Origin of the sequence: Psychromonas algarum, from assembly GCF_004376845.1 — a bacterium.
Lineage (GTDB): Bacteria > Pseudomonadota > Gammaproteobacteria > Enterobacterales > Psychromonadaceae > Psychromonas.
In genome coordinates this window covers 279,359-294,745 of the sequence record NZ_SNUW01000002.1, presented here as the reverse complement: position 1 = coordinate 294,745, position 15,387 = coordinate 279,359, and the positions used below count along the sequence as shown (strand labels likewise).

The 15,387-nt window shown below is 35.9% G+C and carries 15 protein-coding genes; 13 read left to right on the top strand and 2 right to left on the bottom strand.

Annotated elements, in window-relative coordinates; genetic code table 11:
• Nucleotides 1-51: 51 nt before the first annotated feature.
• The 8 genes from ihfB to E2R68_RS01300 all read left to right on the top strand — a co-directional run bounded on the left by ihfB (nt 52) and on the right by E2R68_RS01300 (nt 7,402).
• Nucleotides 52-339: an integration host factor subunit beta gene (gene ihfB / locus E2R68_RS01335; RefSeq protein ID WP_134275707.1), complete on the top strand. Its 288-nt coding sequence runs from the start codon at nt 52-54 to the stop codon at nt 337-339.
• A gap of 194 nt (nt 340-533) precedes the next feature.
• Nucleotides 534-821 (top strand): LapA family protein, encoded by a 288-nt coding sequence (locus E2R68_RS01330; protein ID WP_134275706.1) that lies wholly within the window; start codon nt 534-536, stop codon nt 819-821.
• 6 nt (nt 822-827) lie between these two features.
• The gene (gene lapB, locus E2R68_RS01325) at nt 828-2,000 is read left to right on the top strand and encodes a lipopolysaccharide assembly protein LapB (protein WP_134275705.1); all 1,173 of its coding nucleotides are present in this window, start codon (nt 828-830) and stop codon (nt 1,998-2,000) included.
• A 51-nt stretch (nt 2,001-2,051) separates the two neighbouring features.
• The gene (gene pyrF / locus E2R68_RS01320) at nt 2,052-2,756 is read left to right on the top strand and encodes an orotidine-5'-phosphate decarboxylase (RefSeq protein WP_134275704.1); all 705 of its coding nucleotides are present in this window, start codon (nt 2,052-2,054) and stop codon (nt 2,754-2,756) included.
• A 30-nt stretch (nt 2,757-2,786) separates the two neighbouring features.
• On the top strand, nt 2,787-3,473 hold the full coding sequence (locus E2R68_RS01315; RefSeq protein WP_134275703.1) for a MaoC family dehydratase: 687 nt from the start codon (nt 2,787-2,789) through the stop codon (nt 3,471-3,473).
• Nucleotides 3,474-3,709: 236 nt separating this feature from the next.
• On the top strand, nt 3,710-4,729 hold the full coding sequence (locus E2R68_RS01310) for a Fe(3+) ABC transporter substrate-binding protein (RefSeq protein ID WP_134275702.1): 1,020 nt from the start codon (nt 3,710-3,712) through the stop codon (nt 4,727-4,729).
• Nucleotides 4,719-6,353, top strand: a complete 1,635-nt coding sequence (locus E2R68_RS01305) for an ABC transporter permease (RefSeq protein ID WP_134275701.1) — start codon at nt 4,719-4,721, stop codon at nt 6,351-6,353. Before E2R68_RS01310 ends, E2R68_RS01305 begins: the two co-directional genes overlap by 11 nt.
• The gene (locus E2R68_RS01300) at nt 6,353-7,402 is read left to right on the top strand and encodes an ABC transporter ATP-binding protein (RefSeq protein ID WP_134275700.1); all 1,050 of its coding nucleotides are present in this window, start codon (nt 6,353-6,355) and stop codon (nt 7,400-7,402) included. The genes E2R68_RS01305 and E2R68_RS01300 overlap by 1 nt, the downstream gene beginning before the upstream one ends.
• Nucleotides 7,403-7,474: 72 nt before the next feature.
• Here E2R68_RS01300 and glnD read toward each other — a convergent pair whose 3' ends face one another.
• The gene (gene glnD, locus E2R68_RS01295; RefSeq protein WP_134275699.1) at nt 7,475-10,087 is read right to left on the bottom strand and encodes a [protein-PII] uridylyltransferase; all 2,613 of its coding nucleotides are present in this window, start codon (nt 10,085-10,087) and stop codon (nt 7,475-7,477) included.
• A 55-nt stretch (nt 10,088-10,142) separates the two neighbouring features.
• On the bottom strand, nt 10,143-10,931 hold the full coding sequence (gene map, locus E2R68_RS01290; protein WP_134275698.1) for a type I methionyl aminopeptidase: 789 nt from the start codon (nt 10,929-10,931) through the stop codon (nt 10,143-10,145).
• 399 nt (nt 10,932-11,330) lie between these two features.
• On the opposite strand from map, the gene rpsB reads away from it, so the two are divergent.
• The 5 genes from rpsB (at nt 11,331) to uppS (ending at nt 15,371) form a co-directional block, all read left to right on the top strand.
• On the top strand, nt 11,331-12,062 hold the full coding sequence (rpsB, locus tag E2R68_RS01285) for a 30S ribosomal protein S2 (RefSeq protein WP_134275697.1): 732 nt from the start codon (nt 11,331-11,333) through the stop codon (nt 12,060-12,062).
• Nucleotides 12,063-12,167: 105 nt separating this feature from the next.
• Nucleotides 12,168-13,037 (top strand): translation elongation factor Ts, encoded by an 870-nt coding sequence (tsf, locus tag E2R68_RS01280; RefSeq protein ID WP_134275696.1) that lies wholly within the window; start codon nt 12,168-12,170, stop codon nt 13,035-13,037.
• A 185-nt stretch (nt 13,038-13,222) separates the two neighbouring features.
• Entirely contained in the window at nt 13,223-13,963 is a 741-nt protein-coding gene (gene pyrH / locus E2R68_RS01275) for a UMP kinase (protein WP_134275695.1), read from the top strand.
• A 37-nt stretch (nt 13,964-14,000) separates the two neighbouring features.
• On the top strand, nt 14,001-14,558 hold the full coding sequence (frr, locus tag E2R68_RS01270; protein WP_134275694.1) for a ribosome recycling factor: 558 nt from the start codon (nt 14,001-14,003) through the stop codon (nt 14,556-14,558).
• Between the two features lie 69 nt (nt 14,559-14,627).
• A complete protein-coding gene (uppS, locus tag E2R68_RS01265) occupies nt 14,628-15,371 on the top strand; it encodes a polyprenyl diphosphate synthase (RefSeq protein ID WP_134275693.1) in 744 nt (247 codons plus the stop codon).
• Nucleotides 15,372-15,387: the final 16 nt, after the last annotated feature.

Here is a 15,387-nt window from a genome sequence, read left to right as displayed (position 1 = left end):
CATTAACTGGAAGTCTGTTTTAATTTGTATTCACATAATACGAGGTAAGTTATGACTAAGTCTGATTTGATCGAAAGACTAACCAGCAAACACTTTCAATTGTCGGTTAAAGAAGTTGAAGATAGTGTAAAAGAAACATTAATGTTGATGACCAATTCTCTTGCTTCTGGCGATCGAATTGAAGTTAGAGGCTTTGGTAGTTTTTCTTTACATTACCGTGCACCACGCGTTGGCCGTAATCCTAAAACAGGAGATAAGGTTGAATTAGGTGGTAAGTATGTTCCTCACTTCAAACCGGGTAAAGCATTGAGAGAACGAGTTAATGCATTAAATACCTAAATAAAAGTGGTGCTGAAAAGCACCATTTTTTTATCTACAGTTTAAGTGGATACTCGCTTTCCTCACTATTCCCCTAAAATAGCATTAATTTTCTCAATATCTGAGCCATAATACTAAACGATTCATATCAATGATTTATTCCATGATTGATTTATAATACACTCATCTATTCTTATTTTTGTGTGGGTATCAGTATGAAACGATTTCTAACTATATTAATCACAGTCTTATTTTTTGTTGTTGCCGTTATTTTAGGTTTGAAAAACCAACAATTAGTTACATTACATTATTTGATCGCTCAGAATGAATTACGTCTATCAACACTATTAGCGATTATTTTTTCATCTGGTTTTTTAGTGGCGGTTTGTTTAGCAAGTTATTTTTATTTAATATTGAAAATGAGAAACCGCAAATTACAAAAATTAAATATAAAACAGCGAAGAGAACTTAATGATTTACGTGCTAAAACAGAAAAAGATTAACTCTTAGTGCAAGAAATATTCTTTCTCCTGCTTCCCGTCGCAGCCTTCTATGGTTGGTATATGGGAGTGCGCAGTGTTTATCAAAAAAAGCAAAAAAAGGGTAATCAGCTCAGTCGCGATTATGTACAAGGGTTAAACTTTTTACTAAATGAACAACCTGATAAAGCTGTCGATCATTTTATTGCTTTATTAGATGTTGATGATGAAACCATTGAAACCCACCTTGCTTTAGGTAATTTATTTCGTCAAAGTGGCGAGGTAGATCGTGCTATACGTATTCATCAGAACCTTATTGCTCGCCCTTCTTTAACCATTGAACAACGTGATTTAGCTATGTTGCAGCTTGGTAAAGATTTTTATCAATCTGGTTTATTTGATCGTAGTGAAGAAATTTTTATCCAACTCAAAGAATCTCCTGAATATAAACAAGTTGCTCTAGAAAATTTATTACTTATTCATCAGCAGTTAAAGGAATGGAAAGAAGCGGTTTCCTGTACTGAGCAATTAAATAAGATGGGCAAAGAACATGCCAAACCAAGAACATTATCTTATTTGTATTGTAGCTTAGCGGATCAAATGAAAAAGCCTGAGCAACAAAAACAAGCCATTAAATTATATGAAAAGGCATTACATACTTTTCCAGAATGTATTCGTGCATGTATGGCGATGGCTAATTATTATGATCGTAATCAACAGCCTGAAAAAGCATTAAAAATACTACAAACTATCCCTGAATTAGATATTGATTTTACAGAAGTCATTTTAGATAAACTGTATGCGCTACATAAAAAATTACATACAGAAAATGAGTTAATTAATTATTTATATCGTATTGTTAGTTTAGGCGGAGGGGCAAGTGCGGTTATTTTATTATCTACATTGATTGCTGAATTTAGAAGTGTAGAAAAAGCACAAGCCTTTATGTTGCAGGAGTTACGCCGTAATCCAACGATGAAAGGCTTTAATCATTTGATGACTTATCACTTGCGTTTAGCGCAATCTGATAATGAGCGAGAAAGTTTAACCTTTTTACATCAACTCGTTAGTGAACAAATTAAGTTTCGTCCACAGTATCGCTGCCAAAAATGTGGTTATTCCATTAAAAAATTATTTTGGCTGTGTCCATCTTGTAAAAGTTGGGGACGTATTAAACCGATTAGAGGTTTAGATGGCGAATAACATTTTTATTATTAATACAGTAAATTAATACCGTTTTAGATAGGAAACAAAATGAATCAAGTTACAGATCCTAAAGTTGTTATCGCTCTAGATTATGATAACAAACAACAAGCATTAGCTTTTATTGAACAGTTAGACCCTAGTACATGTCGTTTAAAAATTGGTAAAGAGATGTTTACTCATTTTGGTCCTGATTTTGTAAAGCTAGTGGTAGCAAAAGGGTTTGATGTATTTTTAGATTTAAAATTTCATGATATTCCAAATACTGTTGCTAAAGCAGTAAAAGCGGCTGCTGATTTAGGTGTTTGGATGGTTAATGTCCATGCTAGTGGTGGTCGTCGTATGATGGAAGCCGCAAAAGAAATATTGTTACCTTATGGTGACAAAGCCCCATTATTAATTGCTGTGACAGTATTAACTAGTATGGATCAAAGTGACCTTACAGAATTAGGTATAAATCTAACGCCTGCAGAGCAAGTAAAGCGTTTAGCTACCTTAACTAAATCATCTGGTTTAGATGGTGTTGTTTGTTCTTCACATGAAGCAGAAGAGCTTAAAGCGTTATTAGGTGAGTCATTTAAACTTATTACCCCTGGTATCCGCCCTGCGGGATCTGATGCGGGTGACCAACGTCGTATTAAAACACCAAAACAGGCTATTGAAAGTGGTTCTGATTATTTGGTGATTGGACGTCCTATTACTCAGGCGCAAGACCCTGTGGCAATTTTAAATGAAATTAACGCTTCATTAATTTAATAAAAACGCCTTAAGGGAAAGCCATTTTTTATGAAAAAAATAGATATTAATAAATACAAAGCAGATTTGATGCAAAAATTTGCTTTTGATTTTAAAGAGTGGATGTCACCTGCGATTCGAGACTATTACTCTTTATTTATTAAGAATGCACATAATAACCGTGCACAATTAATGTCATGGATAAAAGAATATTCAGTTTTAGAAGATGGTCAATCAATAAAAGTTGCGCAGAAACCTATTCAAGTTTCAGTTGAAGCAAGAGAACTTTTTTTAACCTTGCAAACTCAAATTGGAGAAGAGGTTCATGTTGGAGACTGGTACACCATTACTCAAGATCGTGTCGATCAGTTTTCAAATGTCACTGAAGATCACCAATGGCTGCATAACGACGTAGAGCGTGCAGAAAAAGAATCTCCATTTAAAACAACGATTGCGCATGGTTTTTTAACTTTATCATTATTACCACGTTTAACTGATAGTGTGGATGCAAGTCGTCCCGCTTATCCAAATGCAAAAATGACTGTGAATTATGGATTAAACCAGGTGCGTTTTCCTTATCCTGTGAAAACGGGCAGTGTTATTCGCGCTCATAGCCGTTTAATTAAAGTTTCTCCCATTAAACGTGGCTTAGAAATTGAGAAAGAAATTTCAATCGAAATACAGGGTACACGCCGTCCTGGTTGTGTGGCTGTATCCGTAGTACGCGTATATTTTTAATCTTTAGATTTATTTTTTGCGTCAATAAAAAGGCATTATATATAAAAATATAATGCCTTTTTGTTATTTGATGTGAAACCTTAAAGTAGACTCCTTTTCCTTACTCTTTCTGAGTAGTAAGTTGTTTTTTACAGTTTAATTTATGATGAAATAATTATAAATTAAACTTGTAAATAGTAATTGTTATCATTAAACTCTGTCGCACTTGATAATTACTATTATTTATGGAAGAAAATATGTCTATTAAAAAAAGTTTCACCGTTTTATTAGCTGGTGCATCTGCTCTAGCAAGTTCAATGTCTTATGCCGCTGAAGAAGTCAATGTTTATTCATACCGCCAACCATTTCTAATTGAACCTATGATGAAAGAGTTTACTGCTGAAACGGGCATAAAAGTAAATATTTTATTTGCTAAAAAAGGTTTAATTGAGCGTATTAAACGTGAAGGCAAACTATCAACTGCAGACCTTATGCTAACATCTGATTTTAGTCGTTTAGCATTATTTGCTAAAGATGGTTTAGCACAACCTGTTGCGAGTGATATTTTAAATAAAAATATTCCAAGTAAATTCCGTGGTAAAGAAAATCAATGGGTTGCATTAACAAGTCGTGTACGTAACATCTATTCATCTTCTGAGCGTGTTGGTCCTGCGCCTAAAATTACTTACCAAGATTTAGCAACACCTGAATTTAAAGGTAAAGTATGTATGCGCTCTGGTAAACATCCTTACAATGTCTCGTTATTAGCTTCTATTATTGCACATGAAGGTGAAGCTAAAGCAAAAGTTTGGTTAGAAGGCTTGAAAGCAAATTTAGCACGTAAACCACAAGGTAATGACCGTGGCCAAGTTAAAGCAGTTAAAGATGGTGTATGTGATTATGCATTAGGCAACAGCTATTATTTAGGAAAAATGGTTAACGATCCAAAACAAGTGTCTTGGGCAGAAGCAGTTAACATTAACTTCCCTAACCAAGCGACAACAGGTTCGCACTTAAATGTGAGTGGTATTTCTTTAGCTAAATACTCTCCAAATAAAGAAAATGCTATTAAATTAATGGAGTTCTTATCTGGCGATGTTGCTCAGCAAATGTATGCAGAAATTAATTTTGAATATCCTGTAAAAGAGAATGTACAACTATCTAAATTAGTTGCATCATGGGGCACATTTAAAGCAGATGATATCGCATTATCTGATATAGCTGCACAGCATGAAGCTGCTATCAAGTTACTGGATGAAGTGAAATTTGATCTCTAAGTCGTTTAATCTCTACAAGTTACTGCCTTGGGTGGTAACTTGTATTTTATTATCTCCAATTATTGCCATTGTTTTAAGTGCGTTTGTTATTGATGACAGCGGTAGTTTTCAACATTTGCTTGATACTGTTTTATTGACTTATATCAGTAATACCCTTCTATTAATTCTCTGTGTCGTTTTATTTAGTATCTGCTTTGCTATGCCTTGTGCTTGGTTTGTTGCTTGTTGTGAATTTCCAACTCGTAGAACTTTGCAATGGGTATTAATGTTACCTTTAGCGATGCCTCCTTACATTATTGCCATTGTTTATACTGACTTATTAGATTTCTCAGGTCCTGTGCAACGAACCTTGCGGCAGCTTTTTGGTTGGCAATCTGCCAATGACTACTACTTTCCTGACATCCGCACCTTATTAGGTGCTTCTGTCATTTTGGCATTAGCGTTGTTTCCTTATTTATATTTATTGTTACGTGGTGCTTTCTTAGCCCAATCAGGTGGTTTATTTCAAGCAGCTAGAAGTTTAGGGCTTTCGCCATTAAGAGCCTTTTGGCGAGTCAGTATCCCTTTATCACGTTCTGCAATGGCTGTTGGTATCTCATTAATTGCAATGGAAACATTAGGCGATTTTGCGACTGTGAACTATTTTGCTGTGAGTACATTAACAACAGCCATTTATGATACTTGGTTGGAATTAGGTAGCTTAACAACGGCGGCAAAAATCTCCTCTGTGATGCTGTTGGTATTAGTTATTCTTATTTCCTTGGAAAACTATAGTCGTCGTAAGCAAAAAGTTTATCAACGCAACGGTAGTGTAAGTACAGATATTCGCTTTGTATTAACAGGTTGGAAAAAGTGGGGGGCGCTTACTTTTACGTGGTTGTTAATAAGCTTGTCATTATTTATCCCGATTGCTGTATTACTTTATTATGCCGTTCATTATTTTGCTGAATCTCTAAATGATGATCTCATCAATTATACGATAAACAGTTTATGGTTAGCTTTTTTGGTTGCCATACTTGCATTAGCTGTTGCTTTGGTGGTGAACTTTTACCAACGATTAAATCCCGGTCTTGGGGCTAAGTCTGCAGTTCGTTTATCTTCGCTTGGTTATGCCGTCCCTGGTACGGTTGTTGCCATTGGTGTTTTAATCCCTCTGACGAATATTGATCTTTGGCTAAATGACTTATTCATTAGTTGGGGATTGTCTTCATTAGGATTAGTGCTATCAGGGTCGCTGTTTATTTTGGTTTTAGGTTATTTGGTACGATTTAGTGCAATCGCTGTGGGCAGCGTAGATAGCAGCTTAGTGCAAGTCTCTCCATCATTAGATCTTGCATCGAGAACATTAGGGCATGGTCCAGCTAAAACTATTTGGCGAGTTAATCTTCCTTTAATTAAAAAAGGTTTGTTAACAGCCTTCATTTTAGTTTTTATTGAAGCGATGAAAGAATTACCAGCCGCTTTATTATTACGACCTTTTAATTTTGAAACATTAGCAACCTATGTATATCAATTTGTTTCTGATGAAATGATTGAATATGCAGCATTGCCTGCATTAATGATTATCGTATTAGGTTTAATTCCGTTTATTGTAGTAAATAATATGTTGGAGAAAAGGTCTTAATGAGTGCTTTAGATATTCAGAACCTAAGTTGTTCGTATCAAAAAACAACGGTGTTAGAAGCCTTGAATCTAACCTTAAACGATAATGAAATAGTCTGTTTATTAGGTGAAAGTGGCTGTGGTAAGACAACTTTATTAAGAGCAGTTGCTGGTTTGCAAACGGAGTTAAGCGGGAAAATTACTATTCAACAAAAAACCTTAAATGATCACAAAACATTTATGCCTCCAGAATTAAGAAAGATAGGTCTTATTTTTCAAGATTACGCTCTTTTTCCGCACCTTAATGTTTTTGATAATGTTGCTTTCTCATTGGCAAAAATGTCTAAAACGGAAAAGCAACAACGTGTGCAAGAAGTATTAACGCTAGTACAGCTAGCTGATATGGCTGAACGCTTTCCACATCAACTTTCTGGTGGGCAGCAACAGCGTATTGCCATTGCACGTGCATTAGCTTATCAGCCAGACTTAATGTTATTAGATGAACCCTTCTCTAATTTAGATCAGCATGTTCGGTTTCAATTGATCCATGAAATTCGTCAATTATTTAAACAACGGAAAATGAGTGCTTTATTTGTAACACACTCTAAAGAAGAAGGGTTTGCTTTTGCAGATCGTATTGCTTTGATGCAAGCGGGTAAAATTGTGCAAATCGATACTGCGCAGAAGTTATATCGCCAACCTAATACCGTATATGTTGCTAATTTTATGGGCCAAGCCAATTATATAAATGTTGAGGTTGTAGATAAATATAGCTATCAAACTTGCTTTGGTTTATTAGGTAGTAACAGTGTTATTGAGCAGCAGGCAGGGCAACAATTACGCCTATTATTACGTCCTGAACATATTGCTATTACACCTGATTTAAATGGTGAAGCTGTGGTGAAACAAGTGGATTTTCAAGGTGCATTACAGCAGATAACAGTCGATTTTTCAGGGCAAGAATTTATTGTAAGACACAGCAATCACAGCAGTGAATGCTTACAATTTAATATTGGGGATAAAGTTGTACTAAGTGTTTTGAATCATGATTTTGTGACGTTTGAACATTAATGAATAAAATTTAAATACTAGTGATGAATATTTCTATGTCACCACTAGTATTATAAATAAACCTTGGCACTGCTAAGTGCTAGGGCTCAACTCATACATTAAGCTTGCTTGTAAGCTCTCTTCCTGCTCTTTTGTTAATGAATCCCCATCCGCAGTTGAGACAATAAATAGATCTTCAGCTCGTTCACCTATGGTAGAAATTTTCGCAGTATCAAGCATTAAACCATGATCCACAAATACAGTACCAATATTGGCTAAAATACCAGGAGCGTCAAAAGCAACCACTTCAATTTGAGTACGTTTACGGCGTGTAGGTAAAAAGGTTATTTTAGGCTCAAATTTAAAAGGACGTTTAACACGTTCTAATCGGATTAAATTTGAATTAATAACATCTGGTTTTAATAACGAATCTAAAATCGCTTCACGTAAACGTTGGATTTTATTATCGTCAATATGTTCGCCATCTTCTTCTAATACTGTAAATGTGCTTAAAGAATAATTGTCTCGACTTGAGAGAATTTTTGCATCATGCACACTGAGTTTTTTATTATCAATCTCTGTTACAACGGAAGAAAATAATATGGGCATATCTTTATGGTAAACAAAGATTTCACTACCACCGCGTGCATTTTTAGTGCTGATCAAGATTAACGGTTTACTGTCATCTTTATGTGCTAATAAATGTTGGGTGTGCCAACTAATTTGCTCAAATGTGTAACGGAAAAAATAATTTAATTTAAAACGCTTCCACAAAGGTTTTACCATTTCAGGTGTAATACCTAGCTCTGCTAAATTAGCTAATGCTTTCATTTGACGATCGCGAATACGGTCACGAATATCGGGTGGATTTTCAAGACCACGGCGTAGCATGGTTAGTGTTTTATAGTATAAATCACGTAATAATGAAGCTTTCCAACTATTCCACGTGTCTTCATTGGTTGCACAAATATCAGCAACAGTAAGACAATAAAGTAAATTTAAATGTTTTTCATCACGTACTATTTTTGCAAAAGCAATAATAACATTTGGATCACTAATATCACGACGTTGCGCAGTTACTGACATGGTTAAATGGTGTTCAACTAGCCATGCGACGACTTTGCTTTCATGACGAGTTAATCCATGTAATTCACAAAATGCTAATGCATCAACAGCACCTAATGTTGAGTGATCTCCCTGTTGTCCCTTGGCAATATCATGAAAAATAGTCGCTAAAAATAATAAGTGCGGTTTCGCGAGATCTTCATAAATATCATGTGCTAAAGGATGGTCTTGTTTGCTTTTTGGATAGTTATAAATAAATTTTGCTAATTTATGTGTATGCGCATCAACGGTGTAAGCATGGAATAGATCAAATTGCATTTGTCCAACAATACGACTCCATTGAGGGATATAAGCCGCTAGAACGCCATATTCATACATTAGCGTAAAAGGAAGCCCCATACCGCGAGGATGTTGGATTATCTCCATAAAAATAATTCGGCATTCTGGAATATTTTGTAACCAGTGTGTTAAGCATCGTCTTGCTTCACGTAATTCCCGTAGTGTGCTGGAATAAATACCTTTAATACGAGGATCATTAGCAATGTGAACAAACAGTTGTAGAATTGATTCAGGATTTTCTTGAAAGTGACCCGATGAGATCAGTTCAATTTTATTGCCACGTATTTGAAAATGTTCATCGATAATATGAAATTCAGTCGCTACGTTACCTAAAATTGCCTCGTCGAAATATTGTAATAGCATTTCGTTAAGCTCTTTCACACGACGAATAGTTTGATAGAACATTTTCATCATCTGCTCTACGGCTTCATTACGTTGTCCTGTGTAACCTAATAACTTTGCAACTTCACTTTGAAAATCAAATAACAAACGGTTGTCTGGGCGGTTAGTAACCGTGTGTAACGCAAAGCGAATACTCCATAGTTGTGACTGACAGTCGCTGATCTCATGGTATTCACCTTGTGTGATATAACCATAGGAAGTTAATTCTAGAAGGCTATGCGCATCAAAATGACGTTTTGAAACCCAAGCGATGGTTTGAATATCGCGTAAACCTCCACAACCATTTTTGATATCTGGTTCTAGATTGTAACCATCACCGCGACAGTTCCTATGACGGTCAAACTGCTCTTCTTTTTTGACTGTAAAGAATTGCGCCGATGGCCAGAAATCATCTTGGCTGATGATATCTTGTAATTTTCCAAAGGTTGTTTCATTACCTCGTATTAAACGAGCTTCAATCATGCTGGTTGCGACAGTAATGTCCGCTTTACCTTGCTCTAAACAGTCTTGAAGTGTGCGTACACTATTACCTACATCAAGCTTTAAGTCCCAGAGTAGCATAATGAGTTGGCTAATTTTTTCTTCTGATTCTTTACTAAAGCCATGATCTGAGAGGATTAATAAATCAATATCTGATTTTGGGTGCAATTCTCCTCTCCCATAACCACCAACAGCAATTAGACTTAAATCAAAACTTTCATTTAAACCAACAAAATCCCATAATCGGCTTAATAATTCATCAATATAGGCAGCACGCATTGTAACCAGTTCATTGATGTGTTTTCTTGCTTGGAATTGTTCGAGTTGCCAGTCGCCAAATTCTTTTAGATGATTTTTGAGAAAAGAGATCGAAAGATCTTTGTTTTGAATATTCTGCGGGGAGTACTGTTCGAAATCCATTTAAAGCCTCGTATTGGAGCCTACTTGTTATTAACTAAAAGCAGGCTCATTATATTTATTCTGGGTTAATAATACGCTCAATTGTTTCTTCTGGACGCAGCGTTAAAATTTCAACACCTGTTTCAGTCACTAATAATGTATGTTCCCATTGAGCTGATAATTTTTTATCTTTAGTGACAACAGTCCACTCATCACGTAATACTTTACAATCACGTTTACCTGCATTTAGCATTGGTTCGATAGTAAAACATTGACCTGCTTTTAATACTTCGCCTGTGCCTTTTTTACCATAATGTAAAACCTGTGGCTCTTCGTGGAAACCTGCTCCAATACCATGTCCACAATATTCACGTACAATTGAATAATTATGGTTTTCAGCATGTTTTTGAATCGCAGCACCAATGTCGCCTAAACGAGCACCGGGTTTAACCATATTAATACCAATGTATAAACACTCTTGCGCTACGCGAGATAAACGTTCAGCAAGGATAGTTGCTTTACCTACCATAAACATTTTTGAAGTATCACCGTGGTAACCATCTTTGATCACTGTGATATCAATATTCACAATATCACCTTCTTTTAATGCTTTATCATTAGGGATACCGTGGCAAACAACATAATTCAATGAAGTACAAATTGACTTTGGAAAACCATGGTAATTAAGCGGTGCTGGAATCGCGCCTTGTTCATTAACAATGAAGTCATGACAAAGTGTATTTAATTCGTTGGTTGTTACACCCTTTTTAACATGTGGCTCAATCATAGTGAGTACATCTGCTGCAAGTTGTCCTGCGATGCGCATTTTTTCTATTTCTTGAGCGGTTTTGATGATTCCAGTCATATGAGATCTCTATACTTTGAATAATTTATTTAGTCTACAACTATAAAGAATTTTAACCTTTGGTGCTAGATAAAATAATGAACAGAAAACCCCAAAATTGATAGGGTGTATAGGAGGATAAAATAGCTTAAAAAAGTTGCTAATTAATACGCTATTTATTGAGCTAAAGTAGGAACTATGGTATAAAGCGCACCGAGATTGATAGATTAATTTTTTAGTCACATTCTCAATTAATCAATATAATTCAGTCATCGCATTTAATGCTTTGATATTTAAGGATTATTATTTAAACAACACACACGCATCGACACGTCACTCGGGGTGCCTTTTTCTGTTTAAGAAATTAATGGTCGAGTGTATGGGATGTGTGGAGGCCTAACCCCCTAAGAGGAAATTCAAATGGCAACAGTATCAATGCGCGATATGCTACAAGCAGGCGTTCACTTCGGTCACCAAACTCGTTACTGGAACCCAAAAATGAAACCATTCATTTTTGGTGCTCGTAATAAAGTTCATATCATCAACCTTGAAAAAACAGTTCCTATGTTTAACCAAGCGCTTAACTTCTTAGAAGCTAAAGCATCTAAAAAAGGCAAAGTTCTTTTTGTTGGTACTAAACGTGCAGCTTCAGAAGCTGTTAAAGAAGCTGCTATCTCATGTGAGCAATTCTATGTTGATCACCGTTGGTTAGGTGGTATGTTGACTAACTGGAAAACAGTTCGTCAATCGATCAAGCGTTTGAAAGATCTTGAAGTTCAAAGCCAAGACGGTACTTTTGACAAGTTAACTAAGAAAGAAGCGCTTATGCGTACTCGTGAATTAGAGAAACTTGAAAAAACACTTGGCGGTATTAAAAACATGGGTGGTATCCCAGATGTAATCTTCGTAATCGATGCTGATCACGAGCACATTGCAATTAAAGAAGCGAATAACTTAGGTATTCCAGTTATCGCTGTTGTAGATACTAACTCTTGCCCAGATAACATCGACTATATCGTACCTGGTAATGATGATGCTATCCGTGCTGTTAAGCTTTACTTAACTGCAGCTGCTGAAGCTGTTAAAGAAGGCCGCACTGAAGAAGTAGTAGTAGCTGAAGGTTTTGTTGAAGAAGAATCAGCTGAGAAATAAGTTCTTCTTAGAATAGAAGCTCTTATTAACCAATCTTTGGTTGGTTATCAGGGGTCTATATGGCCCCTTTTTTATTTATAGAATTAAAAAATAGGAATTCAAACAATGGCTATTACAGCTCAGCAAGTTAAAGAACTTCGTGACCGCACAGCTGCGGGTATGATGGATTGTAAAAAAGCATTAGTTGAAGCTGATGGTAACATCGAGCTTGCAATTGAAAACATGCGTAAATCAGGTGCAATCAAAGCAGCTAAAAAAGCAGGCCGTGTTGCTGCTGAAGGTGCTATTTTTGCTAAATCAAATGGTACTACAGCATTAATTATCGAAGTTAACTGTGAAACAGACTTCGTTGCTATGGACAAAAGCTTCTTAGCATTTGCTGAAAAAGCCGCTGATATCGCGCTTGCAAATAAAGTAGATACAGTTGAAGCGTTAAATGCATTAGCATACGACGATATGACGGTTGAAGAAGCTCGTGAACTATTAGTTGCTAAAATCGGTGAAAACATCTCTGTACGTCGTTTACAAATCGTTGAAGGTGAAAACCTTGGCGCTTACGTACATAGTCGCAAAATCGGTGTTATCTCTTCACTAACTGGCGGTGACGCTGAATTAGCTAAAGATATTGCAATGCATGTTGCTGCTGCTGCACCTCAGTTCGTTAAACCTACTGACGTACCTGCAGAAGTTGTTGCAAAAGAGAAAGAAATTCAATTACAAATTGCAATTGACAGTGGTAAACCTGCTGAAATCGCAGAAAAAATGGTAACTGGTCGTATGGCTAAGTTTACTGGTGAAGTAAGCTTAACTGGTCAAGCGTTCATTAAAGATCCTTCAATGACGGTTGCTAAACTTCTTAAAGGTGCAAATGCAGACGTTGTCACTTTCATCCGTTTAGAAGTTGGTGAAGGCATCGAGAAAAAAGTAGAAGATTTTGCTGCTGAAGTTGCTGCTACAATGGCTGCTTCTAAGTAATTAACTTGCAAAATAATGACTAATGTTGCGAAGCATTAATCAAGTATAAAAAAGAACCGCGGCATGGCTGCGGTTCTTTTGCATTCAAAAGTCAGTGAATTTGGTTATTAAAAGACCTATTTTTTAAACTCTTTTTTATAATAAGTTTAAAAAATCGGTATTATTTCAACTTGAGGAATAGAATTATGAGCACTAACCCTAAATCTGCATATCGTCGTATTTTATTAAAATTGAGCGGAGAAGCGCTCGTTGGTGAAGAAGGGTTCGGTATTGATCCAAAAGTGTTGGATCGTATGGCTTTAGAAATAAAATCATTAATTGAATCAGGTGTGCAAGTTGGTTTGGTTATCGGTGGTGGTAATATTTTCCGTGGTGCAGGCTTAGCACAAGCAGGTATGAACCGTGTTGTTGGTGACCATATGGGGATGTTAGCAACGGTAATGAATGGTTTAGCAATGCGTGATGCATTACATCGTGCACATGTTAATTCTCGTTTAATGTCAGCAATTCCACTAAACGGTGTTTGTGACGATTATAACTGGGCTGAAGCAATTAAATATTTAAAATTAGGCACTGTGGTTATTTTTTCTGCCGGTACAGGTAACCCATTCTTTACAACAGATTCTGCAGCTTGCTTACGTGGTATTGAAATTGAAGCCGATGCGGTACTTAAAGGTACAAAAGTAGATGGTGTTTACGATGCAGATCCAGTTAAAAACCCTGACGCGCAATTATACAGTGTATTAGATTACCAAACCGTTTTAGAAAAAGAATTACAAGTGATGGATTTAGCTGCCTTTACCTTAGCACGTGATCATAGTTTACCGATTCGTGTATTTAATATGAATAAACCTGGCGCATTAAGCCGTGTTGTATTAGGTGGTGATGAAGGAACAACAATCACTCATACAGATCAAAATATTTAATATTATTAAACAGTGAACAATAAGTTAGGAAATAAATATGATTAACGAAATCAAAGATGATGCTCAAACTCGTATGAATAAAAGCATCGATTCATTTAAAAGCCAATTAGCTAAAGTACGTACTGGCCGAGCACACCCTAGTTTACTAGACGGTATTATGGTGCCATATTACGGTTCAAACACACCTCTACGTCAAGTGGGTAACGTATCTACAGAAGATTCTCGTACATTAACAATCACTGTTTTTGATGCAACATTAATTGCTGCTGTAGAAAAAGCAATCATGGGCTCTAATTTAGGTTTAAACCCAATGTCTGCTGGCACAGTTATTCGTATTCCTTTGCCGCCATTAACAGAAGAGCGTCGTAAAGACTTAATTAAAGTGGTTCGTGGTGAAGCTGAAAATACACGTATTGCTATTCGCAATATTCGTCGTGATGCTAATGGTGACTTTAAAGATTTAGAAAAAGAAAAAGAGATCAGCGAAGATCAGCAACGTCAAGGTGAAGAATTAGTACAAAAAGTAACTAATGAAAGCATCAAAAAAGTTGATGAAGTATTAGCAGTTAAAGAAGCTGAATTAATGGAAGTGTAATATTAATAACAGCTAAATAAATGCATCTAAGAATGATTATAATTAGATGCATTTAGCTGACTACCAAGGATTACTGTGACAACAAAAGCACTTGAAAAGAAATTCCCTAAACATGTTGCGATTATTATGGATGGCAATGGTCGTTGGTCTGAGAAAAAAGGGAAACATCGTGTTTTTGGGCATAAACATGGTGTAAAAGCACTACGTAAAGCGATTGTTTTTGCCAGTGAGCATAAAATTGAGGCACTAACTATTTTTGCTTTTAGTAGTGAAAATTGGAGGCGTCCAAAAGAAGAAGTTAATATGTTGATGGAGCTGTTTTTTACAGTTCTTGGACGTGAAGTTAAAAAGTTACATAAAAATAATATTAGCTTAAAAATAATTGGTGATGTCTCTGCTTTTAGTGACCGTCTGCAAAAAAAAATAAGTAATGCTGAGGCGTTAACTGAAAATAATACTGGTTTAGCCGTTAATGTGGCTGCTAATTATGGTGGACGTTGGGATATCACAAATGCAACCCAACAAATCGCCAAACAAGTTAAAGATGGAACATTAGCGATTGATGATATTGATGAATCATTAGTAAACAATTCATTATCATTGGCTGAATTTTCAGATATTGATCTGATGATTCGAACGGGAGGTGACTATCGTATTAGTAACTTCCTATTGTGGCAACTTGCTTATGCTGAATTATATTTTACAGATGTGTTATGGCCGGATTTTAATGCCGATACCTTCCAACTTGCTGTAGATGTGTTTTCAGGTAAAGAGCGACGTTTTGGACAAACCAGCGCGCAAGTAAGTAGTTAGTTTTTATCCTACAGAT